The following is a 23762-nucleotide window of genomic DNA, read 5'->3' on the forward strand; positions in this document are numbered from 1 at the left end:
TTTGTGAAGGTTAATGATGAAGATAGATAGTTATAAAAATAGCCTCGTCCGCTTTTTCGGACGAGGCTATTTGTTCTTTATATTAGTTTAAGAAACCATTAGGATAAACCATTACTTTTAATGAGCCTTGTTTGTTGTTAAGTGCTCTTTCTAGTGCCGCTTTTGTATCTTTAAGTTCATATGAATCTGTGAACATTGAATCAAGATCTGCGTCTGTATTGTTTAACATTTCAATACCCATTGGATAAGTGTTTGCGTAACGGAAGACACCATAGATATTTAATTCACGGTTACCAATGAATGGAATGTTTAACGCAATTTCTTCTTGTTGCGGTAAACCAACGATAGATAAGCTGCCGCCTACTGCTAGAGATTGTACTGCGGATTGTAGTGCAGCTGGATGACCTGCTGTTTCGAAGGCATAGTCTGCACCTTTACCGTTTGTAAGTTCTTGGATACGTTCTACTGGATCCTCTTTAGAGATATTGATTGTTTCAGTCGCACCAAGTTTCAACGCTTCTTCTAAACGAATATCCGCTAAGTCAGTTACGATAATACGTGTAGCACCAAATGCTTTAGCTGCCACAACTGCCATTAAACCGACTGGACCCATACCTGTAATCACCACTGTTGAACCTGGTTGAACACCTGCACGTTTACAAGCTTGAATACCTACTGAGAATGGTTCGTTTAATGATGCTTGTTCATAAGATAATGAATCTGGAATCGGGAATAAGAAGTCTTCGGGATGTGCAATATATTGTGCGAATGCCCCGTCAATCGGTGGTGTTGCTAGGAACTCAACATCTTGGCATAAGTTGTATTGTCCTTTTTGACATTGTTCGCATTTACCACAAGGTACACCTGGCTCTACTGCGACTCTGTCACCTACTGAGAACTTCGTCACATCATCGCCAACTGCCGCAACCATACCTGCACATTCGTGTCCTAAGATTAATGGTTCTTTGACAATGAAATCACCGATTTTACCATGTTCGTAGTAATGTACGTCAGAACCGCAAACACCCACTGCCATCATTTTAACTAAGACTTCCTTCGGTCCTAATTTAGGTACATCGACTTCTTTGATTTCAATATCGAATGGTTTATTTAATAAAGCTATCTGCATTGTTTCAGGAATATTATTTGTCATCTGTATAACCCCCGTGATTTTGTTGAATTGATAACAGATCCGCTGTCATCTGTTTCGTATTTCGATAAACGTCTTGATACACTTTGAAGTAACGTTCATAAGTTTCATGTTTTTGTGTGTTTGGTTCGAATGTCGTGTCGTATTGAATAAAGGTTTCAACACAATCTTTTAATGAATCGAACCAGCCGACACCATATGCGGCTAGAATTGCTGCGCCCATACTTGGTCCTTCTTCGTGTTTTAATTTCTTCACTTCTAAATTGAAGATATCTGCTTGAAGTTGCAGCCAGAAATCACTTTTAGCGCCACCGCCAATAGATGTGATGGTATGAATCGCTGGATAAAATTGTCTGATATAGTCTAATGATTCAAAAAGTGAATACGTAATCCCTTCAATTACTGCTCGTGAGAAATCTGCACGTGTTTGTTTACCGCTGATACCAATAAAGCTGCCTCGAATTTTCGCATCACCATGTGGTGTACGTTCGCCCATTAAATAAGGCGTGAATACTAAACCATTGGCACCTGGCGAAGAGTTTTCCGCATCTTTCGTAATATCTTCAAAACTTTGGTCTGCATAGAAATTACGTTTATACCAATCTAAACTGAAGCCTGCGGCAAGAGTAACCCCCATCGCATAAGAGATATCCCGTGTGACATGTTTAAAGTAGTGAATGTTATTTTGGTAATCACTATAGTCTTTCTGACAGACAAGCACTACTCCAGACGTCCCGATACTGCACATCGCATCTCCTTCGCCGATAATACCAGCACCAAGTGCACCACAGGCATTGTCAGCGCCGCCCGCAATGACTTTTGTTGAGCTTGGTAAGTTTAATTCCTGTGCCACTGTTTCAGTGACTTCACCCACTATATCTGTTGAATTAACCAGTTCTGGAAGTAAGTGTGACAGTTCATAATATGCGCTTGTTTCTTTATCCCACGCTTCACTTTCACTGTTGTAAAGCAGTGTGCCGGATGCATCAGATTTCTCCATTTGAACCTTGCCAGTTAATGCGTATCTGACATAATCCTTTGGAAGAATAAATGTTTCAGCTTTCTCAAAATGTTGTGGTTCATGTGCTTTCACCCATAATAGTTTTGGCAACGTAAACCCTTCTAGAATAGGATTGCCGAGTAACTTGTCTCCAAACTGCACTTTAATTTCATCACATTGTTCAGTATTTCTAGTATCGTTCCATAAGATTGCTGGACGAATAGGATGATTGTCTTTATCTAACAATACTAAGCCATGCATTTGACCTGAGAAAGACATACCTTCTATTTGATACTGACTGGCATCTAACTCAACTGTCAGTGTTTGAATCGCTTGTTTTGTTGCTTGTACCCATTCATCTGGGTTTTGTTCACTATAACCATTTTGCGGTTGTGAAATACTAATAGGTTCACTACTTGATGTCACAATCGAACCTTGTTGGTCAACCGCAATCACTTTAACTGAGCTTGTTCCTAAATCTATACCTAAAACAAGTGGTTTCAATATGTTTCATCTGCCTTTTTAAATATTTACATTATCTGGTTTAGGTTGAATCACTTTACGTGGTTTTTGTTTTAATCCTGGTTGATGTACTTTGATAAAGTACGTCATTACCGCACCAAAGAAGTAAAGTAATGCGAATGCCCAAACAACACCCACTTCATTGAAGAATGGTAATAATACTGTCGCAATCAGTGGTGGTAAGAAGTTACTTAAACCTGCTGCTAAGTTATGTGAAGATAACGTCGCACCAATATGATTAGGTTCTAACGCTGTGAAAATCGCGAAAATCGGAACGAATGCTGATTGTGTGATGCCGAATAACACTGCACATAATACGCCGATTAAGAATACGTCTCCGCTGATCATTGGTAAGTAATAGAATGTCAGTGTTGTGATACCGCAACCGACACAACCGAACCACATGACTTGGCGTTTCCAACCGATTTTATCTGCGATAATACCCCAGAACACATCACCGACGATACAAGTTACATGCATTGTGCCCCAGATCCATAACCATTGCTGCATTGTAAAACCAATTTCATCTGTAAATAATACTGGGAAGATAATCACTAATCCAAAGAGTGACAGTTGATTAATGATTCTTACAACAAATACTTTAAGAATTTCAGGGTTCTTATAAACTACACCAATATCTTTAAATACTTTCTTATAACGGTCGTTGACTGCTAAATCCGCATTCGGTTTTACGTTGTCTTTACCTACTGCGATATAAGCAATAATGCCACCAATAATAATCCATACAATAGATAACCATAGTGTTCCCATGAAGCCTATATATGGAAGTGTGAAGCTTGGTAAGTATGAACCTACGACACCCATACCTACTGAGAACATTGCCCAGAACCAACCAATCGCAGTCGCAAGGCGTGCTTTATTTGTAATGTATGTCACCCACACTAAGAAACCATATAAGAATAACGGATATGCAACACCTCTGATACCGTACATCAATAACATCATATTGTAATTTTCAAGTTGTAAACCAAACGTCAAGAAGAGTACATGGAAGACAATCCATAATACAACGCCGCTTGTCATTACTTTTCTTGGCCCATATACGTCAGATAAAACTGCCGCTAACCATGAACCTACAACCACCATCACACCATACACCGCAAAGACTAATGAAGCTTGGCTTTTGCTGAATCCAATATCTACGATGTACTTAGACAAGAAGGCTTGTTCAATACCGTCACCTGTCATAAAAATAAAGATTGCGATAATACCTAGGAATACGACTGTCGGTATTCCCATCCATAACTTTCTATTTTTCTCTATCGTCATTATAGATTTCCCCCTCATTTATAACTAACTTAAACGTTTAAGTTTGACGTTAAGAAAAAAGAACGAACTAGCGTTCATTTTTCTTAGCGCACGATGCTCGTATGGCTAAATGTGTCGATAAGTCTACAGAAGTTGCAGGTTCATCGTTGTTCATATCAATGATTAATTGTGCTGCACATTCACCGAGTTTGCTTGCGGGTTGTTCAACAACCGTAATTGCCGGTGAATAAATTTCATTCCAATGACTATTATCAAAGCCGATAAATGAAATATCTTTACCGATTTGAATATCCAGTTCCTTAAAGGCTTGTAACGCACCGATCACCAATAAATAGTTCGTTGCGATTAACGCACTTGGCGCATCTTTTGAAGTCAGCCATTGTTTAGTCGCAAGATACCCGCTTCTTATCTGAGCCTCAGTCCCCAATTTATCATCACTGAAACTCATTAAACGCGTATCAATCGCTAACTGGTTATCCGTTAACGCTTGTTCATAACCCGCTTGTCTATGGGTAGTTGTACTGATCTTAGGATTTGCCAGTAAAATCGCAATAGACGTGTGACCTAACTCCAACAAGTGTTGTGTTGCTTGATAGCCTGCTGCTTGGTTATTCACTGTGACACTTGGCACATCACTCGCTTCTATCGTTCTGTCTACGGTCACAATCGGCGTCTTTTTCCATTCATCTTTTAATGTCAGATGTGACGAAACGGGCGCTAACACAATCGCATTGACACGTTGTTTCACAAATAAATCTATCAGTTCATTTTGTCGTTGTTCACTTTCTTCTGACGAAATCACAATCACTTGCAAGTTGTGTGCTAAACACACTGTAGTTAAACCGTTTAAAATATCCGTAAAGAATGGGTTTTGGTCAGGGACAATAAAGGCAACTAAGTTACTTTGACCGCTTTTTAACTGACGGGCATACGTATTAGGTTGATAGCCCAGTGACTCAACAGCTGATTCTACTTTTGCTTTCGTCTTCTCACTGACTTGTCCTTTTTTACCATTCATCACATTTGAAACAGTCGCTACTGAAACTCCTGCTGCTTTTGCGACGTCGTGAAGTGTTGGATTATTGTTCATATTGATTACTTCCTTAAACGTTTAAGTTAAAACTGATTCTTATTCTAATGTATCTAAGCATAAATGTAAAGGCTTACATTCACAAAAAGAAAATAACCCGGCTCCTATGACTACTTAGGAACCGGATGCTGCGATGATTGTTGATGAATCATCTTATATTCACTAGGGGGTTGGGGTTTTATTGGATTAATTTTTAACTGAAGGAATGGATTTTTCCTTTTTTGATGGCAGTCAGAACGTTGATGTCTTCATCTACTAAAATGAGGTCTGCATCTTTGCCTGGTTTGATACTGCCTTTTCGATCATCTATTTTGAGTGCTTTCGCTTGGTTCAAACTCGTTGTTCTCCATGCGTTTTCTAAAGTGTCACCTGTAAAATCAAGTAAGTTTTTAAGTCCTTGATTCATTCTTAATATACTACCCGCAAGAGAACCTGTTTTTAATCTTGCTTCTTTTCCTTTCACTACGACAGTTTGGCCGCCAAGGTCGTATTCACCTTCTGACATACCTTTCGCGCGCATCGCATCTGTAATCACATAAAAGTGTTCATTACCTTTCATTTTATAGGCAATTTTAATAGATGCCGGATGAGAGTGTACACCGTCTACAATTAATTCTGTACTTAAATCATCGTTTGTCCAGGCAGCACCGAAATCACCAGGGGCACGGTGTAAGAATGGTGTACCTGCATTGTATAGATGAGTAATGTGTTTTGCGCCTTTGGCTACAGCGGCATTGACTTGGTCAAAGTCTGCTGTCGTATGGCCGATAGAGAAGATAATCTCATCTTTAAATGCTTCTAACATAACATCAGCACCTTCCACTTCGGGAGCGTAAGTAAGGATTTTGATATTATGATCTGCTGTTTCTTGGAAATGTTTCAGTTTCTCTACACTTGGTTGTTGCACGTAGGCTGGATTTTGTGCACCGACTTTATGTTCTGAAATAAACGGTCCTTCTAAATGGATACCGACAATTTCCGCAGCATTATAGCTATTTTGTGTTGCTTTATATGCAACGATTGATTCTAATGCTTTATTAATATTTTCTTCAGATTGTGTCATTGTTGTCGCTAAGAAAGAAGTGGTCCCTTCGCTTAGTAAATTCTCAGCTAAGTGTTGTAACCCTTCAACAGATGCATCCATCGCATCATTACCATATCCACCGTGGATATGAATATCTATAAATCCTGGAAGTAAGATTTTACCTTCCGCATCATGTTGAGTAAGCGGTCCTGTATACATACCACTGTCGACTGCTTCAATTTTACCGTCTTTAATATGGACATATCCTGATTCAATAACTTGATCTTCACTATAAATCTTAGCGTTGCTAATTACATATTCTGACATGTTTCTACCTTCTTATTCGTGATTTATAATAATAAATCGTTTACTTTCACAATGTACTCTTTCGTTTTTCCAACGATGTCTTGTGCTTCTCCTAAGAGTTCACCATTTACATATGCGACAATCATCGGCAAGTTCATGCCAGCGTATAAATCAAACTGCTGACCTTGCATTAATAATTTAGCCGCAACATTGGCAGGTGTACCGCCCATTAAATCCGCAAAGACTGTAAAGCCGTCTTCTTTGGCCATTTCCGCAAGTAATTTTGCTTGGAAGTCTTCTGCACTTTCTTCTGGTAATAACGGTACAGGGACGATATCAGGTTGTTCACCTAAAATCATTTCTGCACTTTCTTTTAAACCTTCACAAAATGCGCCATGACTGATTAAAATTAATTTTTTCATCTCTTTGTTTCCACCTTTGAATTAAGCTTTACCGATAATGCCTAATGCAGATAAGATAATTGATACCACTAATACGATAAAGATGGCTTTAGTTGAACTCATTTTATTGCGTCCAAGTAACCAGTAAATCGCTAATACAATACCAAGTGGTAATAATTTAGGTAAGATCATATCGATATTGTTTTGAACATCAATTGTCAATTTACCAATGTGCGGCATCCAAGCGAACTTCACTTTAATCATCGTGGCGACGAGGGCTCCGACCATGAAGACCCCGAGCAATGTAGCTGCATTCGTTAAGTTCTCAAGTCTGTGTTGCATTGTCGTAACAAGGGATACCCCTTCTTTATACGCGAATTCTAATTGTTTCCATCTGAATACCATAACGGCGATTTGAGCTGCTAACCAGATAAATGCGCCGATCGGGTTACCGTTGATTGCCATGTTGGCAGCTAAGGCACCGAAGATTGTCGGGATTAATGAGGCAAAGATTGAGTCACCGATAGCGGCGAATGGTCCCATTAAACCAACTTTCAAACCTTGTACTGAGTCTTTAGCTTTTACTTTTTCTTTCTCTTCCATTGCGATATCAATACCCATGATGATGGTATTGAAGAAGTTACTTGTGTTAAAGAATTGTGTATGAGTTTTCATCATTTCTTTAAGTTCTGGTGTGCCGTCGCCATAAATCTTTCTTAATTGCGGAAGGATAGTATACAAATAACCAGAGGCTTGCATACGTTCATAGTTCCACCCTAATTGATAGGCAAATAAGCTACGGCGATTGATTTGATTAAAATCTTTTTTGGTTAATTGATAAGATGTGCCGTTTTGATTATTAGAGTTCGTCATCCTCAATCTCTCCTTCGCTGTTATTATTCTGAGCTGCGCCACCATACTGCGGTACTGGACGGTTTTCTGATGTACGTTTGTATTCAATAGCCGCAAACGCGAAACCGATCAATGCGATACCTAACATTGATAAACCAGTGAATTTAATACCAAAGTGTTTATCTAAGCCAGCTACTGCTGTACCAAGTCCAGTCATACCATCAAATAGAGTTACGAATAACGCTGTTAATACGAAACCTAAAATGAAGTATGGGAAGTGTTTCTTAATAGGTAGATAACGTAAAAGGATTGCGAAACCTACGGCTGGTAAAACGGCACCGGCAACAGTTAAACCATCACCTAACCATTTCAAATCTGAGTTCAAATAATTTACAACTGCTTTAACTACGCCGCCACCGAAAGCTAATGCTAAGAATACTGGAATCATTCTTGATAATGACCAAGGAATCATACCGTATAAATAGTTTCTTTCAATTGCTTTGTAATCAAATGATTCGATTTTCGCATCGATTCTATGCGCAAAGAATGTGTTTGCGAAACGTGCTAAGATATCTGTTTGAATCATTAAGCTCGCAACTGGCACGGCCAATGTCGCTAAAGCTTGTTGCGGGTTCATTCCAAGTGCTACTGAGAATGCGACCGCAAGTAAGGTACCAGAGTTGGCATCAATTCTTGATGCACCCCCGAATGTCCCTACACCTAAAATCGTTAATTGCATACTACCGCCGATAATCAACCCTGTTGTTACATCGCCCATAATCAAACCGGCGATTAATCCCGCAAATACAGGTTGGCTTAAAGATGAATAAATTTGGATTTCATCTAGGATTTGATACCCTGCATACAAGGTTAATAATAAAATCTGCCACCAAAGTATTTCCATGTTGTCTTCACTCCTGACTATCCCTTAATTAATGTCATAAAATCTTCTGCTTTATCGTTTGGAACCATTTGAGCAGTTATCTTAACGCCTTTTTGTTGAATTGCTTTAAAGTCGTTAATATCTTTATCCGTTACATTGATTGAACGGGTAATAGACTTTGTTTCATCTGTTTGAGACATATTACCTACGTTTAATACATCAAGGTCGACACCTTGATTGATCAGTTCTAAGAAACGATCCGGTTTCTTCGCAATGACCATTAAGCGTTGTGAATCATATCTGCCTGCTAAAATATTTTCAGCTGCTTTCGCTACAGGCAAAACACTTAAACGCACACCTGCAGGTGTTGCTAATTTCAAGCCTTGCTTGTCAATTGTGCTTTGAGCGACTTCATCATCAATTACCATAAAACGTGTGATATTCAGTTTCGTTGCCCATAAGTTTGCGACTTGGCCGTGAATTAAACGGCCATCAATTCTGTTTGCTATAATCATGATGTTCTCTCCTTACGTTTTGAGGCTATATATTGAGGTGCTTGTAATAAGCGGATTTCCTCTGAGTACTGTCCTTCTGTTTCGAAAATAATGATTTCATTTTGACCTTGTTTCAATAATGCACCAGGAATATATAAAGAAAGTGTCGGTCCTTTGTTCCAGTAACGACCGATATTAAAGCCGTTCACTAAGACAACGCCTTTACCGAAACCGCTTACATCTAAGTAAGCACTTTCAGGTGTTTCTATATCAAATTGATATCTATAGAAACTTGGTTGGTCTGCTTCCCATGCTTGTTCAAAGTGCTTGTCTTCTAACAAGTCAAAATCAATATCGAATTGTTCCCATTGTTGTACAAAATGCAAATCTTGCATCAAACCTTGACCGAGACCCTTACGTTGTGTCGGCGCGACGAGCTTATAACCATAATTGACACGTCCCATATGTTCGACTAACACATCTGCTTGAACGACAGGTTGTTTTAATGCTACTTCAAACTTGTCACCGATTTCTTCTTGATATGCGGTATAGACTTTTTCGTTGTCTAAGAACAGTTGAACACGGTCTCTCGCATCCACAATTCTTAAATACTCTTGTCTAGTCGCTCGTTTCAACTGTGTACGATAAACCATGTACCCATAGCCTGTTCCAGCAGTCTCCATGGATTCTGGATAAAAGCTTTCACTGTGATGGCTGATGTCGTCTAAGATATTAAACAAGCTGACTTTATCAGTGAGCGTGATATCATCTTTAGCCATCAATGGTTTCACTTTCGGTGTTGTTTGTTGAATCTCTGGATGAAGCTTGTGTACCAACTGTTGAATCTTGTAGTACTTCACGGTTGGGTTGCCTGCTTCATCTAATGGCGCATCGTAATCATAAGATGTGACTTGCGGTAAGTCGATACGTCCTCGTGCAGAACAACCATTCCAAAAGCCGAAGTTCGTACCGCCATGAAACATGTAGAGATTAATGGAACCCTGTTTTAATACTTCACCGATTTCATCAATCAATTCATCGCTTTGACGTGTAATGATACGGTCGCCCCAGCGGTTGAACCAACCATCCCAAAATTCCATACTCATTAATGGCCACGTCTTGCCGAATTGTTGATGGAACTTGTGCAGGTTGTCTAAACGCTTTTGTGATTTCGAACCGAAGTTGCCTGTCGGTATAATGTCTGCTTCAGCAAGACTGCCGGCCTCTAGACATTGTTGCCAGGAGCCGTCTGATGTGAATAATGGTACTGTCACACCGCGGTCTCGCATCATGCGGGCGAGTGCACTGAGGTAGGTCTTGTCTTCACCGTAAGAGCCGTATTCATTTTCGACTTGCATCATGAGGATGGGGCCTTGATGGTCGATTTGAAGCGGTGTCAAGATTTCAAACAAGCGGTCATAATAACGCTCCACATACTCTAAGAATTGCGGATCACGCGAACGTACACGTAAGTTTGGTTTCGTTAACAACCACGCTGGCAAACCACCGAATTCCCATTCTGCACAAATGTATGGAGAAGGTCTGACAATGACATAAAGACCAATAGCTTCAGCTGTATGAATGAAGCGTTTGAGATCTTTCGTTGCAGTAAAGTCGAACTTACCTTCAACCGTTTCGTGGAAATTCCACGGTACATAGGTTTCAACGGCATTAAAGCCTAAGGCTTTCAAGTTGTACAAAGAATGTTCCCAGTCCTCAGGCAACACTCTGAAATAATGAATCGCACCTGACAAAATCTTCAAAGGCTTTCCATCTAACATAAATTCTTCTTCCACTGTGAATTTACTCAACAAGCTCGCCTCCTTGAATATTGTGTCTTAAGCTTCAAATGGATAAATTGTGACACCTTTAACGACACGGTTGATAAATCCATTTGGACTTGGATTATCTGGATTCAATCCTAATTGAATAGATTTATAAAACGCTAATAACTGTCCGAAAATCAAATATTCAAGCGTCAACTCTAAATCACTGTCGTGTTCAGCATTAGGGAAAGTAAATGTGAATGCATCATCACTTGCTTTACCGTCTAACACTAAGATTTGATAGTTACGTTTTGGAATATCGATCTCATGAATCACATCTGCTTCATAACGACGTTGATAGTCATTTGCGCCTCTCAACATGATGAATAATGCATTGTCATTCAAGCCTGCTTTAGGACCGTGTCTGAATCCAAGTGTAGTTTCTTTCGCAATTTCAATCGCACCAGCAGTCAACTCGTTTAATTTCAAGCTGACTTCTTTCGTCAACTCGCCTTGCATGCCTGTGCCAGCATAGAAGATTTTCTTGAACGGTTGCGCCGCAACTTCTCTTGCATGTGCATCAATCCAACTGAAGTTCTGTTCGACACGTTTAAAGTAAGCTTCGTCAATCGCTTCTGAACTGAATAATAAGCATGCTGCCAATAACATAGTTGAAAAACTTGATGTCATTGCGAGAGATTTATCATTCGTTTCATCTGGCAAGATAACTTTGAATGCATTCTCAATGTCTGTGTAACGACCTAAGAAACCATCTTTATTGTTTGTGATGAAAACGTGATAAACATGTTGTGACAATTGGTTAAATAATTCTACTGTGCCTTGCGTTTCAGGGCTGTTGCCTGATCTTGCGAAGGAAACCACTAAGTATGTTGTTGCATCGTCGATATATGTGCCCGGGTTTGTCACAAAGTGTGTTGTCGGTACAGATTCAAAGTTCCATTTCGGGAATTTATTATTATCCACGGCCATACGTGCAATATCACCGACATACGCACTTGAACCTGCGCCCGTGAAAATAACTTTAAACTTGTCAGTCGACTCATTATCTTCAATAGCTTCAATGAATCGTTTGAAATCCGCTGAAACATCTTTCACAATATCGAACGTTTTCTTCCACACAGAAGGCTGTTGGTGTATTTCTCTGTAAGTATCTGTTGTCTTCAAAATAATTCTACCTCCTACTATGTTGTTATGTTGTCATAACCAGTTTTATTATGAATACACAGAGCTTAAAGCAGCTGCACTGTGTATTTGTAATTATTACCACCTGCATAAGATTGCGTATACTCAATGATTTCGCCATTAACATAACTAACACGTTCAATGAACATACAGCTCGCGTTAACACTTTCATTCAATAAATCCGCAATACTCTTATTCAATTTAATCGCACTTAAACTTTCATATGCATTATCAATCTGAATATCATAATACTGATCTAATGTTTCATAGAGTGAGTGATGGTTAAAATCAAATTTATCCAATCCTTCACATAATCTTACTGGTAAATATGTAATTTCATAAATCATCGGCTGCTCGTTTGCGAGTCTTAAACGTATTAAACGGTATACTGAGTGAAAAGATTTCAAGCCCATTTTCTCTTGTAAGAACGGTGTCACATCAATACGCTCCATACTGATTACTTTCGTACTTGCCTGCTTCCCATTCTTCTCAATTTCATCTTTGAAACTATAGAGACTGTTTAATACTTGTGTATAATGATTACCCAGTACAATCGAGCCCTTTCCATGTTCACGTCTGATCATTTGTTCCTGTTCCAAACGATCCAGTGACTCACGAATCGTAATACGACTCACATCATACAAATCACATAATTTTCTTTCAGATGGTAATTTTGTTCCTTCCTCATATTCACCGTTTACAATCCGAGTCTTTATATCTTCATACACTTGGAAATATAACGGAGCTTTAGAGTTATTCATTTTTATCACCTCTGGTTATAACCACTTTTATTATAATTGAGTTTGTAAGGGCTGTCATTACTTTTTTGAAAAAATTTCAATTTTTCTTGCCCTATTAAAAAAGAGAACTGCTGAGTCATCAACAGTTCCACCCTACTATCAATTGCCTATCATTTTAACACATGTACATCATTATATACGTACCATTCATTAGTTATTCTCATAACTCGCTTCAATAAATGACTTAGCCTTTTCTAAATCCTTTTTGTTTCTCAATGTTAAGGCGACATTACCAGTTCCATAATGACCAATATGTGTCATATCTTTACTAAATCCTGGTTCCCATTCTATATCTGTCATGTCTATTCTGACATACATAAGAATAATACCTTTCTTAGGCAACATTTCAACACACACAAAATTCTTAATACGTTTGAAAGCACCATAGAACTTTTGTGCTTTAAACTGCACGTCATCCCCTAAGCTCATAACATAGTTATATAAATCATCGTATAACTGTGTTAGTTCATCTGAAGCTAACTCAACATTTATTAAAAATAAACTTTTATGACTCGCTTTATGATGACTTGTCGATTGTACAGCTGGTTTCACTTGCGGTGTATTCACATTTACAAGTTCTAATAATAAGTAGCGATTATCATAATAGCTGTATCGATATAACTCAATATTGCGATCAATCAATTGCACCGCATGTTCATCATACTTAGTAAAGTTACCTGCGATACAAACTAAACGTGGATTCGACCAATCAATCTCTTCAGAAACTGTTCTACCTAATTGTTGCATTACCTTCATTTGAAACTCACCTTTATGGTCAAGTAACCAATCTAAATAAAACAAACCTTGGTTAATCACATTCTCATTAGTCGTACGTTTATATTCAATAATCACAGGCACATTATTTTCATCAATCCCTAATGTATCTATACGTCCGCCATGTCTTCTTCCTGTTGTATACTCACTTTCGAGAAATTTAACGCCTAAAAAAGTCTCCAAATGATTCTCAATCATCGTTTGAAGTTTCTTCTCTATTGTCACCGATTGCCCTATTAATTCCCTTACATCTTCACCATTCACATCAAATAATTTAATATCAGCCATTTCATGTCTCACCCTTATGTATATCTTGATAGGTTTCTTTTTTATTTTACTATAAGTCATGTAAAAGTAGTGAGTTATCCGATGATTTTATACATCTTTAAAATAATCACTAAAACAAATTATTATTGTTTGTTATAATTATTAAATAACAAGAACTTTTTGAGAGGTGATTCTATGAATTGGATTGCAAGATTCATATTATTCTATATACTAGCCTTGATTATCTACAACTCGATGATGTTTATCTTCGACAAAAAGATAGACTTAGCTGATGCCTTCCTACTTCCTTTAGTGGTCACCTTAATTATGTTCCTTGTATTTAAAACTGAAAAAGATCGGTAGCTTTATCTTGAATTAAAGCATGTTAGTAATTTGAAACTGATGAACAAAAAACAAAGAAATCAACAAAGAGGAGAATTTTCATGAAAAAACTATCAAACATTATTTTAGTACTCACTGTCATTTTATTTGTTATTGGATGCAGCACGAATAAAACAGAAAGCGAAGAAAAAGAGAAGACAGTTAAAACAACTAGCATCCCTACACAATATTTTGATAAGAAAACTACTCAATTTACCATTTCAAAGTCGCAAATGAAAAAAGACATTCAACTGTATTTAGACAGTGATAAAAAATTAACCAAAGCAGGTAATTACTATGAAGTACTCTCTAATCCAGAAAAAGAATTAACTCAAAAAGACATCGATAAAATAAAGAAAGCCAGTCATTTAAAGAAGGAGAATGATCAAAACTTCTCGAATTATATACAAAACAATGAGTTACCTAACGGCTATCAAACTAATGTAGACCGTATAAGCAAATTCACGCAATCCAATAATCAAGTTATGATGAACCTTGATAAAAGTATTGAAAACTCATCTGACAAAATTAAAAACGGCAAATTACCTAAAAAAGAACTCAAAGCTTTGCGACAATCTGCCAAATCAGTTAATGGCAAAGAACAAGCAAAGATTGAACAATTCCTAAAACAAGAGAATATTCATACTATCGCATTTGAAAAGTAAAAGGTATAGTAAACAAAATCCTTCCTTATAACTGCTTAACAGCTATAAAGGAGGATTCCTTGTATTATAATGTCTTTGAAAATGACTTAACTTCTTGTTTCTCTTCAGTTTTTATAATATGTTCAACCTTATCTTTACGATATTTATTATTCACCACTTTGCTTGGTAACAATGTAATTACAAAGCAATAGATACCTAACCCAAGTGTAACCGGTATAAATGAAATATGAATAATAAGCATAATTACTGTAATAAAGTTTGGATGACCTGTACCAAACTGATTAAACGTTAAATCTGGTAGATATGGGATAGCCATTGACATAACCATAAACAGAATTGGGATGAACATTGATTTTCCATTATCATGAAATCGTCTTACTAATAAAGAAAGCAAAGGGATAAATAAGACAAAAGAAAGAATAAATGTAAACATTGTCAGAATAAACATACCTGCCATGCCCGCAAAATACATCATTCCAGAGACATACCCTAGAAAACTGAAAAAGCCACCTATTGTAATTGGTGTAGTTAAGATAGCTACCCATGCGATCGTGAACCAATATTCTTGCCTCGATGTACATCCTTTAAAATTAAAATAGTTTTTCCAAAATAACCCAAAACACTGACCAAAACTTGCTTGTTCTCTCATGCTGCACCGTCCCTATTTGATTTAGTTATAACAACCACTTTAATATACTAAAGACAGTTAAATTAAATCTATGTAATTTTGAAAAAAGTCACTATAAAAAGCCAGATAAACTAAAGTCATAATAATAATGAAATCGATAAAGCTATACTTTGTGCCAGAAGCAAGAAGGATATTTTTAACAATATAGTTATCCTTAGTATACGAATAATATTTCAAAAATTTGGAAACAACTATATACAGGTACTTAACAACAACATAGATCAAACTTACTACAACCAACGATAATAAGAACCTCAACATAAACATCTTCCTCAGTTGGCAATATTTGCAAAACTTTATTATGTAATTATTATCAAAATATCACATCATTTTATAATAAAGTTAATATATCTTAACTGTCATTTTTTTGTTCTTTCTCGTGCTGTTTTCTAACGACGCTCTTTTTATTATTAAATATAAAGAACCAGCTACTCTACACTGAATAGCTGGTTCTTAAAATTATGTTATTTACTTTCTGCTTTTTTATTCGCTCTGCCTTGTAAGATAAATGCTGCAGCACCAATGACTACAATCGCAATGATAGCGCCAATTAGTCCTAAGAATTTAACAATATTACCAAAGACGATACCTACAACTAAGAAGTCTGTATCTGAGAATGTTGTTGCAGCTACGCCTAAATCTCCTAGGAATGGTAAGAATAGTAATGGCAAGAATGTGATTAACAAACCATTAATCACTGCCCCTGCAACTGCACCTTTAATGCCACCTCGTGCGTTACCGAATACACCTGCTGTTGCACCTAAGAAGAAGTGAGGAACTACACCTGGTAAGATAACTACACCACCGATTAGGAACATGATGAACATGCCTAATACACCAGTGATGAAACTTACGAAGAACCCAATTAATACTGCGTTTTGTGCATACGGGAAGACAATCGGACAGTCTAAAGCTGGTTTAGAATTTGGTACCAATTTCTCTGAAATCCCTTTGAATGCTGGAACAATTTCAGCCAAGATCAAACGTACACCCGTTAAGATGATGAATACACCTGCTGCGAATGTTACACCTTGGATTAATGAGAATACAATAAAGCTTTGACCATCACTGATTTCACTATGTACATAACCAGGTCCCGCAAACAGACATGCAATAATGTACAATGCAATCATTGTTAATGAAATACTGATAGTACTTTCACGTAAGAAACTTAAACCCTTAGGGAATTTAATATCTTCAGTTGATTTAGATTTACCACTAAATAATTTACCTACAGCACCTGCTGCCCAGTAACTAATAGAACCAAAGTGTCCTAATGCGACTTGATCATTACCTGTAATCTTGCGCATTGTCGGTTGAAGCAATGCTGGGAAGACTGCCATAATTAAACCTAAAATGATAGCTCCAATGATTACAGTTAATGAACCTTTAATATGGCCTACTGTAAGTAAGATTGCTAAGAATGCTGCCATATAGAACGTATGGTGACCTGTTAAGAAAATGTATTTCAAGTTAGTGAAACGTGCGATTAAGATGTTCACTAACATACCACATACCATGATTAATGCAGCTGTTGTACCATAGTCTTTTAATGCTAATGAAATAATCGCTTCGTTATTTGGTACGACCCCTTGTACACCAAAAGCATGTTGGAAAATCTTACCGAATGGTTCTAATGATTTTACTACAACATCTGCACCAGCACTTAAGATTAAGAAACCTAAAATTGTCTTAATCGTACCTGTAGTAATTTGTGAAGCGGATTTCTTTTGAACAATTAAACCTACTAGTGCAATAAGCGCAACAAGAATTGCAGGTTGACTGAGTATATCGACAATAAAATCTAAGATCGCTTGCATGGCTTATCCCTCCCCTTCAATTAGATAAGGTTATCTTCTTTTAATTTAGCTTCTAATTTTTCTTGTAATTCATCTTTATCAAGAATGTTATCGAGTACTAATACATTACCTAAACGTTCTGCGTTTTCTTCTAAGTCACGGCCGCAGATAAATAAGTCAGCCATATCAGGGCTAGCTGTCATAATATCACTGTGTTCAACTTCAATATCTGATGGTGCATTAATATTTCTTAACGCCTCTTGTGCGTTCATTTCTACCATGAAACTACTACCTAATCCGTGTCCGCATACTACTAAAATTTTCATCTTAATCATTCTCCTTTATAATTTCGATAATTTCGTCGCTATTTTTTGATTCTAGTAATTGATTTACAACTTCTTTATTACCTAAGAGACCTGCTAAGCTTTGTAAGACATTTAAGTGTGATGTATTATCTGTTGCACTTAATACAAAGATTAATGAGGCGTAATGGCTATCTTCAGCAAAGTTGATAGATTCATTTAACTTCAGTAGGCTTAATCCTACTTTATTCACATTGTCTTCTGGTCTTGCATGCGCAATCGCAATCTCTGGTGCAATCACAATGTAAGGTCCAAATTCTTTAACGCTATCAATCATCGCATCTATATAGCCTGTCTCGATGTAATCTTGTTCTAACAAAGGTTGTGCTGCTTCAGTAATCGCTTGAGACCAGTCTGGGACTTGATCTTGCACTTTGATTTTATCTTTAGTTAAAATGTCGAGTGCCACGTGTTACTCCCCTTTCATACTCACTTGGTTAATATATTCATTTATTTCACTTACGTTTCCTTTTAGAAATGATGCTTGAGAATCTTTGTTCATCAGTAATTCACTAAGTTGTCCTAATGCTTTCAAGTGAATCTTAGGTGATTTCGTCGCTAAGGTGATAACTACATGCACTGGGTCATGATTTGGATGACCGAATGTAATACCTTGTTCAAAGTATGTCAGCGCAAATCCTGCACCTTGTATCACTTGTTCTGTACTCGCATGTATCAATGCGATATGTGGACTAATCACCATGTATGAACCGAATTTTTCAAACTGCATTTTAATTTCTTCCGCATATGCTGGTTTTACAATGTTAGCTTCAACAAGTGATTGAACTGAGACATCAATCGCTTGTGATTTGTTTAAGGTTTCATTATTTATTAAAATACGATGCTTTGGTAGTAAAGCACGTAAGTCATCACCCATCTCATTCATCATCGCAATGCGTTGTTCTCTTGCTTGATTAATCATGTGATTCAGTTTGTCTCGTGAACTTTTGTTTAGGAATGGATCAACATGGATGACTGGAATGCTGTCAATATTAAAAGAAACGGTAGAGATAATGTAATCTACTTTTTCATTTAATAATTGTTGTTCGTTAATTTGATAAACTGAGTACGCATCTGCGATGTCTAGTTCTGGATAAGTATTGGCGAGTTTACTTTTGAGTAGCTGGGAGGTGCCGATACCTGAACCGCATAGTAGAACAACTTTAATTTTGTTGTTGTCGTGTGTTGAGACGCGTTCAATGCTAGATGCGAAGTGAATCGCGATGAAGGCGAGTTCGTCTTGGGAGAAGGTGATGTGAAGCGGTTCTTCCAAGATATCGATATGACTTTCAATCGCTTCTACAATATTTGGATAGCGTTGATATATTTCGTCTTTTAATGGATTCTTTTGAGTCATATCAAACTTCAATCGATGTATTGCTGGCTTCATATGAATCATTAAGTTGTTTAATAGTTTATGATCGTTTGTTAAATCGATACATAATATGATGCTGACTTGTTTAATTAACTCTGTGACCCACGTTTGTAATTCAGAATTATTTCCTGGGTTATCATCATCTGAAACTTTTGAACCTAATAAATGTAATGTAATAAAAATAGCTTCTGATTTTGGAAACTCGATTTTGAATTCTTTTTCTAAGTTTTCTTTCATCTTTGAAGCAATTTCATATTGAGGTGTTTGAGACAATCGTTTAACTTCATCTTCCGGAATATCAAAAGAGAAGTCTTCTTTTAAACGTTGTAAGGCAATTAACACATGATAAATCAGACCATCGGTCGCTGATTGAACTAAGTGATAATGTTCATTCTTCAAAGTATCTACTACCGTTTGTCTCACTCTCATGAGTTCTTCTTCAGAAAACAATCCAGAACGTGCAAAAGGAACAGCATTACGGAAATAAGCACGAATCTGATGTGCATACGCTTTACGGTAATCTTCTTCATGTCCTTGGATGTTAAAACCTTTATTCTTAACGTAGTTTAACTCCAAGTGGTAAGCATTTAACCATTCTTGTACGGCTTTTAAATCGTCAACGATTGTCCTTCTAGAAACATTAACCATTTCAGCCAATGTATTAGAAGAAATCGGAGTCTCAGACTCAAATAATTTCAACGTAATATTTAAAACACGTTCTTCTTTCGTATAATGCACGCGTAATGTATGAGAAGCATCATCCAATAAATAATCATCTAATGCTTCAACCTTTACACCTGCTGATTTATTACGATACACACAATAATTAAAACGATTTGCATGATCTTCAATACCTTCCAAATCATATTGGATAGTACGTTGAGAAACATCAAACCGTTCAGCTAGCTCCAAAATCGTTTTATACTCATCTTCCTCAATCAGAAGATGCAACATATTCATTTGTCTATTACTCAACAAGTTAATAGCCTCCCTATATCTCTATTGTAAGCGATTTCTTAACTATGTAGATGTGCAATCTATTGCATGGAAGAATCCGAAAAATTGCATAGCAAAAAAGGATGTTAATAACACATCCCTTTCTTTTCAAAGTTACTATACTGGTATTTTATATTGTTTATTATATATACCTGAACTTCCGTTTGATTTTTGCATAACAAACACTTGAATATTTTCCGTTCTCCCAAAAAACCTAAAACTCGAATTAATAATATTTAAATTATTGACAGGATTAGCAGTTGAATAAACATTAATTACTTGATATTTGTATTTTTGTATATTATACATTGCTCTTTTTACATCACTTATTAGTTTATCATCTTTCTTTCTAACTCCTGGAGTGCCCCTGCTTTTTATACATATTTTAGGCAAGTTTCTTTTGCAGTCTGGCAGTTCTTCATTTGATATAGGGTAAGTATCTTCAATAAATAAATTGATTTCTTTTTTACTTAATTCTTTATTTTTAATTTTTATTTTCAATTTATCCTCGCTTTCTTCAACGGGTATATAGTGTTCTTCAAAAGTATCAGCTATAATTTCATCAAATGTACCTCTAATAACTAATTTAAATTGCATATGTAAAGGGACTCCCACCAGTTGAACTTTTTTATATCCTAAAATTTTAGATGCGCACCAAAACGTAAAATAACAATAGTCATAATATAAGTCACTTTTTTTATTAAACACCTTCCCTTCATTTGATTTTCTAATAAAACCAAATATATAAAATATAAGTATAATACATAATGCGTAGTTTAATTTTAAATTGATCTTGTTTGCTAATAATATAACTAGGTTGCTCTTTTCACTGCCTACAATCGCTTCTACTGCTTTCATCCCTTTTTCTGTATCTATAAATGAAAAATAACATAAAGGAATAATACTTATGAAAAATGGCAGAAAAATTGGAATCAAAACAGATTGTATAAAGAACATTTTATTTTTCAAGTAGTTCACCTTCTATAATTTTTTTGTTTATAGTTTTACCCCATACTTTAATATTCGTTATTCCAACTATCACAAATATAAATATATTCTCGCTTTTTTGTATTAACACATTATTTTTCCAACTATCTAAATCTAATGTGGATACTATAGGAGTTTTTTCAGGATGCGTATGCCATTCACCAATACATACAGTAGTTCTATTCGTATTATTCCAAATATCATCCGATATTTGTTGATGATATTCTTTGTTTTTTTTATAAAAATTCCTTGTTTGAATGTCACCTGGCTGTGGAGTTGTTAAATTTGTTACTACTAAATTACCATTCTTTAGCCTTAGTCCTTGCAAAATACCACCAGCTTCATTCATTTCTTTATTAACTTGTCTGTATTTATACATTTCTTGTTCTACTTCATCATTGATTTCTACTAATATCGAGCCAACTTTAAATTTTATCATCTTTATCACCACAAACTCGACAATTACTCAAGTTGAATTTACTAGTACGTATTTCCTCATCATTAAATCTCTCACTAAATTTATAGCCTTTTTCAATAAAGTTAGTTGTTTCTCCAACCCATGAATACAGCGTGTTCTTCATCATTTTATTAACTACTACTTCATAAAATATTTTCATTGTTTTTAATGCTGCCTCTGAAGAAGTAATAGAGTTATATGGTACAAACTTAGAACGACAACTAGCTAATGATTTCTCGAAATATTGTCCTTCTTCTACAAATGATGCTCTATTTGAAGTTATATGTGTATCATAACTTGTATATAAACAATTAAAGCAGCCTTTCTTATTGTCTTTAGAATTAATATATAAAACATGTCCCCCTATTCCCATAGGTTCTAACCAAGAATAAAACACTCTTTTTCTTAATGTAAATAACAACTTATTCAGTTGAATACTTGGCATTGTTTCACCAATACAAACAAAAATATAATCAAATCCCTTAAAAAATTCAGGGTTATTATTTACAAAATACAAAACATCAGTAGCTTCGACCTCTACTTGCATATAAGGAAAACGCTCCTCTAACTGTTCTTTTAATAAATCAACCTTATTACATGATTTTTTTCCTTTATTTTTTTTTATACTTTCTGCACCGAGTGAATGCCTATATAGATTATCTATTTCAAAAATATCTTTATCTATTAAAGTCATTTTTCCAATCCCTATGGAACCAAGTTCATTAGCTAACTTGCTACCAACCGATCCTACACCTATTATTGCAACATTAAAATCTAAAAACTCTTTTTCTCCACTAGTTCTATCTATTAAATAATCGTTATCGAAACGTGATACATTAATTGGAATAATCTCTCTAGAATACTGTTTAATTGAGCATCTTTTTAAATTATAAAAGTTACCAATTAATATGTTGTTTGAAAACTCATGTATTGGCATATTTAATAATAAAATAAGACCTCCTGTCCTTTTTTTCTTTATAATTTTATCAAATTCCCTTTTGTTAGTGCTTGTTATATTTTCTCTTATTTGTTTTAAGAACTCTTTATTATTCCAACCTTTTTGAGGGTTCGGTGGTACTATTGTATTTTCTCTCAGTGGTATTACATATGCATCGATGTTACTTTTAGTTCCTTCATCACCAAAAATTCTATTAGCTGTTTTTAACTGTTTGTTTTTTGAATCTTTTATAATAATTAAGTTATCTTTAAAATTTACATCCACTCTTTTTATATATCTATGACTTTCACATAAATAATACACTTTTTGTATTTGTGGCTGACTATCCCAAAAAGCATTAAATTCTTTTCTAAATTCAAGATAATTATTTTTTTCTAAACCTTTTTTAACAGTATCTATAGCTTTTTTGATACATTGTGACAATACATACATAGGTTGCTCTTCGTTTACTACTATATTTGATGTAGAAGAATAGCAGATTAATCCGCTTTGTTCAATATGAGGTAAAAACCAATTTTCATTTTTAAAATTTTTGATATAAATATCTGGTAAATAAACTGGAAAATATTCTGGAATACAAACTACAAATGTTACTTTCTTAGTGTTTGTTAAAAAATAATCACCTTCATATTTTGTCTCACTTATCATCTTTGTATTTACTAAAATTTTATTTAGTACTTTAATATGTTCCATGTATTTCTCCATTAGCACTTGGATAATCTGTAATTATTGAATTCTTTTCATGAGTTTCAGCAATTTCTTCTTTTGAGATGATTGGAAAACTATCACCAAATTGTTTATTTAACCTTTCTGTTGCTTCATTTAAGTTAATAGTACATGAAGCAAATGCCAAGTCTTCGTATAATTTATTTAATTTATTTTTAAAATCTTCCATTTGAGTAAAAGACATCTTGTTATAAGTATCGGTATATGGCTCTACTATGTTAAAAGCTTTCAATCTTTCTCTATAGATATTAGTATCAGCATCAAATTCTTGGTCAAAATTCATTCTCATATTATTAACTAATACTTTCAGTGCTGAAATATCTTTTGTAATCACTTTCTCCGTTATCAAATCAGTTTCCTTTTGAGGACTGAACCAATTATATGCATTAATTGTTATCCCTATACCTGTAGGCCTATTTTCCTGCTTAAAGTTAATATCTTTCCATCTTTTCAAATATCTTATACATCTTTTAAATTGATATCTGTCTTCTTCATCTTTTATATGATTATTAATTAAATCCTTTAGTTTAATAGGATCAGATTTTT

Annotated in this window: 23 protein-coding genes; 1 reads left to right on the forward strand and 22 read right to left on the reverse strand. The window is 35.6% G+C overall.

All coding sequences use genetic code 11. The features are described 5' to 3' along the window. Nucleotides 1–82 precede the first annotated feature (82 nt). From BU038_RS01890 to BU038_RS01950, 13 genes are all read right to left on the reverse strand, one after another. The gene (locus BU038_RS01890; RefSeq protein WP_107604556.1) at nucleotides 83–1153 is read right to left on the reverse strand and encodes an NAD(P)-dependent alcohol dehydrogenase; all 1071 of its coding nucleotides are present in this window, start codon (nucleotides 1151–1153) and stop codon (nucleotides 83–85) included. Next, the gene (xylB, locus tag BU038_RS01895) at nucleotides 1143–2657 is read right to left on the reverse strand and encodes a xylulokinase (RefSeq protein ID WP_199219678.1); all 1515 of its coding nucleotides are present in this window, start codon (nucleotides 2655–2657) and stop codon (nucleotides 1143–1145) included. The genes BU038_RS01890 and xylB overlap by 11 nt, the downstream gene beginning before the upstream one ends. A gap of 15 nt (nucleotides 2658–2672) precedes the next feature. Continuing rightward, complete coding sequence (locus tag BU038_RS01900) at nucleotides 2673–3962, reverse strand: MFS transporter (protein ID WP_107604558.1); 1290 nt, start codon at nucleotides 3960–3962, stop codon at nucleotides 2673–2675. A gap of 67 nt (nucleotides 3963–4029) precedes the next feature. Beyond that, complete coding sequence (locus BU038_RS01905) at nucleotides 4030–5052, reverse strand: LacI family DNA-binding transcriptional regulator (protein WP_107604559.1); 1023 nt, start codon at nucleotides 5050–5052, stop codon at nucleotides 4030–4032. A 193-nt stretch (nucleotides 5053–5245) separates the two neighbouring features. Then, nucleotides 5246–6403: an N-acetylglucosamine-6-phosphate deacetylase gene (gene nagA, locus BU038_RS01910; RefSeq protein ID WP_107604560.1), complete on the reverse strand. Its 1158-nt coding sequence runs from the start codon at nucleotides 6401–6403 to the stop codon at nucleotides 5246–5248. A 23-nt stretch (nucleotides 6404–6426) separates the two neighbouring features. Then, nucleotides 6427–6804, reverse strand: a complete 378-nt coding sequence (locus BU038_RS01915; RefSeq protein WP_002480156.1) for a PTS sugar transporter subunit IIA — start codon at nucleotides 6802–6804, stop codon at nucleotides 6427–6429. 21 nt (nucleotides 6805–6825) lie between these two features. Further along, a complete protein-coding gene (locus BU038_RS01920; protein ID WP_107604561.1) occupies nucleotides 6826–7656 on the reverse strand; it encodes a PTS system mannose/fructose/sorbose family transporter subunit IID in 831 nt (276 codons plus the stop codon). Beyond that, nucleotides 7643–8539: a PTS mannose/fructose/sorbose/N-acetylgalactosamine transporter subunit IIC gene (locus BU038_RS01925; RefSeq protein ID WP_107604562.1), complete on the reverse strand. Its 897-nt coding sequence runs from the start codon at nucleotides 8537–8539 to the stop codon at nucleotides 7643–7645. Before BU038_RS01925 ends, BU038_RS01920 begins: the two co-directional genes overlap by 14 nt. 17 nt (nucleotides 8540–8556) lie before the next feature. Beyond that, entirely contained in the window at nucleotides 8557–9036 is a 480-nt protein-coding gene (locus BU038_RS01930; protein WP_031262332.1) for a PTS system mannose/fructose/N-acetylgalactosamine-transporter subunit IIB, read from the reverse strand. Next, nucleotides 9030–10823: a glycoside hydrolase family 35 protein gene (locus tag BU038_RS01935; RefSeq protein WP_107604563.1), complete on the reverse strand. Its 1794-nt coding sequence runs from the start codon at nucleotides 10821–10823 to the stop codon at nucleotides 9030–9032. The genes BU038_RS01930 and BU038_RS01935 overlap by 7 nt, the downstream gene beginning before the upstream one ends. A gap of 27 nt (nucleotides 10824–10850) precedes the next feature. Continuing rightward, complete coding sequence (locus BU038_RS01940) at nucleotides 10851–11966, reverse strand: SIS domain-containing protein (RefSeq protein ID WP_107604564.1); 1116 nt, start codon at nucleotides 11964–11966, stop codon at nucleotides 10851–10853. A 62-nt stretch (nucleotides 11967–12028) separates the two neighbouring features. After that, complete coding sequence (locus BU038_RS01945) at nucleotides 12029–12742, reverse strand: GntR family transcriptional regulator (protein WP_107604565.1); 714 nt, start codon at nucleotides 12740–12742, stop codon at nucleotides 12029–12031. 189 nt (nucleotides 12743–12931) lie between these two features. Then, nucleotides 12932–13843 carry a DUF5655 domain-containing protein gene (locus BU038_RS01950; protein WP_107604566.1) on the reverse strand — a complete coding sequence of 304 codons (912 nt, stop codon included), beginning with the start codon at nucleotides 13841–13843 and terminating at the stop codon, nucleotides 12932–12934. Between the two features lie 422 nt (nucleotides 13844–14265). On the opposite strand from BU038_RS01950, the gene BU038_RS01955 reads away from it, so the two are divergent. Further along, entirely contained in the window at nucleotides 14266–14868 is a 603-nt protein-coding gene (locus BU038_RS01955) for an NDxxF motif lipoprotein (protein ID WP_107604567.1), read from the forward strand. Nucleotides 14869–14932: 64 nt separating this feature from the next. Here BU038_RS01955 and BU038_RS01960 read toward each other — a convergent pair whose 3' ends face one another. The 9 genes from BU038_RS01960 to BU038_RS12450 form a co-directional block, all read right to left on the reverse strand. Then, on the reverse strand, nucleotides 14933–15517 hold the full coding sequence (locus BU038_RS01960; protein WP_107604568.1) for a DUF805 domain-containing protein: 585 nt from the start codon (nucleotides 15515–15517) through the stop codon (nucleotides 14933–14935). Between the two features lie 503 nt (nucleotides 15518–16020). After that, on the reverse strand, nucleotides 16021–17376 hold the full coding sequence (locus BU038_RS01965) for a PTS ascorbate transporter subunit IIC (protein ID WP_002480168.1): 1356 nt from the start codon (nucleotides 17374–17376) through the stop codon (nucleotides 16021–16023). A gap of 20 nt (nucleotides 17377–17396) precedes the next feature. Next, nucleotides 17397–17681: a PTS sugar transporter subunit IIB gene (locus BU038_RS01970; protein ID WP_002480169.1), complete on the reverse strand. Its 285-nt coding sequence runs from the start codon at nucleotides 17679–17681 to the stop codon at nucleotides 17397–17399. Between the two features lies 1 nt (nucleotide 17682). Further along, nucleotides 17683–18126 (reverse strand): PTS sugar transporter subunit IIA, encoded by a 444-nt coding sequence (locus tag BU038_RS01975; RefSeq protein WP_107579076.1) that lies wholly within the window; start codon nucleotides 18124–18126, stop codon nucleotides 17683–17685. A gap of 3 nt (nucleotides 18127–18129) precedes the next feature. Next, nucleotides 18130–20070: a BglG family transcription antiterminator gene (locus BU038_RS01980; RefSeq protein WP_107604569.1), complete on the reverse strand. Its 1941-nt coding sequence runs from the start codon at nucleotides 20068–20070 to the stop codon at nucleotides 18130–18132. Between the two features lie 135 nt (nucleotides 20071–20205). Then, nucleotides 20206–21057 (reverse strand): hypothetical protein, encoded by an 852-nt coding sequence (locus tag BU038_RS01985; protein WP_107604570.1) that lies wholly within the window; start codon nucleotides 21055–21057, stop codon nucleotides 20206–20208. After that, nucleotides 21047–21514 carry a Mov34/MPN/PAD-1 family protein gene (locus BU038_RS01990; protein WP_107604571.1) on the reverse strand — a complete coding sequence of 156 codons (468 nt, stop codon included), beginning with the start codon at nucleotides 21512–21514 and terminating at the stop codon, nucleotides 21047–21049. The genes BU038_RS01985 and BU038_RS01990 overlap by 11 nt, the downstream gene beginning before the upstream one ends. Next, nucleotides 21501–23183, reverse strand: coding sequence for a ThiF family adenylyltransferase (locus BU038_RS01995; protein WP_158262776.1), 1683 nt, complete (start codon nucleotides 23181–23183; stop codon nucleotides 21501–21503). Before BU038_RS01995 ends, BU038_RS01990 begins: the two co-directional genes overlap by 14 nt. Further along, nucleotides 23170–23670, reverse strand: a complete 501-nt coding sequence (locus BU038_RS12450) for a hypothetical protein (protein ID WP_199219676.1) — start codon at nucleotides 23668–23670, stop codon at nucleotides 23170–23172. The genes BU038_RS01995 and BU038_RS12450 overlap by 14 nt, the downstream gene beginning before the upstream one ends. Nucleotides 23671–23762: the final 92 nt, after the last annotated feature.

Source organism: Staphylococcus simulans (assembly GCF_003043455.1).
Lineage (GTDB): Bacteria > Bacillota > Bacilli > Staphylococcales > Staphylococcaceae > Staphylococcus > Staphylococcus simulans_A.

Excerpts from the sequence above, each read along its gene's own strand:
- BU038_RS01890 (WP_107604556.1), bottom strand. The coding sequence starts at position 1,153 with ATGACAAATAATATTCCTGAAACAATGCAGATAGCTTTATTAAATAAA.
- BU038_RS01900 (WP_107604558.1), bottom strand. The coding sequence starts at position 3,962 with ATGACGATAGAGAAAAATAGAAAGTTATGGATGGGAATACCGACAGTC.
- BU038_RS01905 (WP_107604559.1), bottom strand. The coding sequence starts at position 5,052 with ATGAACAATAATCCAACACTTCACGACGTCGCAAAAGCAGCAGGAGTT.
- nagA (WP_107604560.1), bottom strand. The coding sequence starts at position 6,403 with ATGTCAGAATATGTAATTAGCAACGCTAAGATTTATAGTGAAGATCAA.
- BU038_RS01915 (WP_002480156.1), bottom strand. The coding sequence starts at position 6,804 with ATGAAAAAATTAATTTTAATCAGTCATGGCGCATTTTGTGAAGGTTTA.
- BU038_RS01920 (WP_107604561.1), bottom strand. The coding sequence starts at position 7,656 with ATGACGAACTCTAATAATCAAAACGGCACATCTTATCAATTAACCAAA.
- BU038_RS01925 (WP_107604562.1), bottom strand. The coding sequence starts at position 8,539 with ATGGAAATACTTTGGTGGCAGATTTTATTATTAACCTTGTATGCAGGG.
- BU038_RS01945 (WP_107604565.1), bottom strand. The coding sequence starts at position 12,742 with ATGAATAACTCTAAAGCTCCGTTATATTTCCAAGTGTATGAAGATATA.
- BU038_RS01950 (WP_107604566.1), bottom strand. The coding sequence starts at position 13,843 with ATGGCTGATATTAAATTATTTGATGTGAATGGTGAAGATGTAAGGGAA.
- BU038_RS01955 (WP_107604567.1), top strand. The coding sequence starts at position 14,266 with ATGAAAAAACTATCAAACATTATTTTAGTACTCACTGTCATTTTATTT.
- BU038_RS01960 (WP_107604568.1), bottom strand. The coding sequence starts at position 15,517 with ATGAGAGAACAAGCAAGTTTTGGTCAGTGTTTTGGGTTATTTTGGAAA.
- BU038_RS01965 (WP_002480168.1), bottom strand. The coding sequence starts at position 17,376 with ATGCAAGCGATCTTAGATTTTATTGTCGATATACTCAGTCAACCTGCA.
- BU038_RS01970 (WP_002480169.1), bottom strand. The coding sequence starts at position 17,681 with ATGAAAATTTTAGTAGTATGCGGACACGGATTAGGTAGTAGTTTCATG.
- BU038_RS01990 (WP_107604571.1), bottom strand. The coding sequence starts at position 21,514 with ATGATAAAATTTAAAGTTGGCTCGATATTAGTAGAAATCAATGATGAA.
- BU038_RS01995 (WP_158262776.1), bottom strand. The coding sequence starts at position 23,183 with ATGGAACATATTAAAGTACTAAATAAAATTTTAGTAAATACAAAGATG.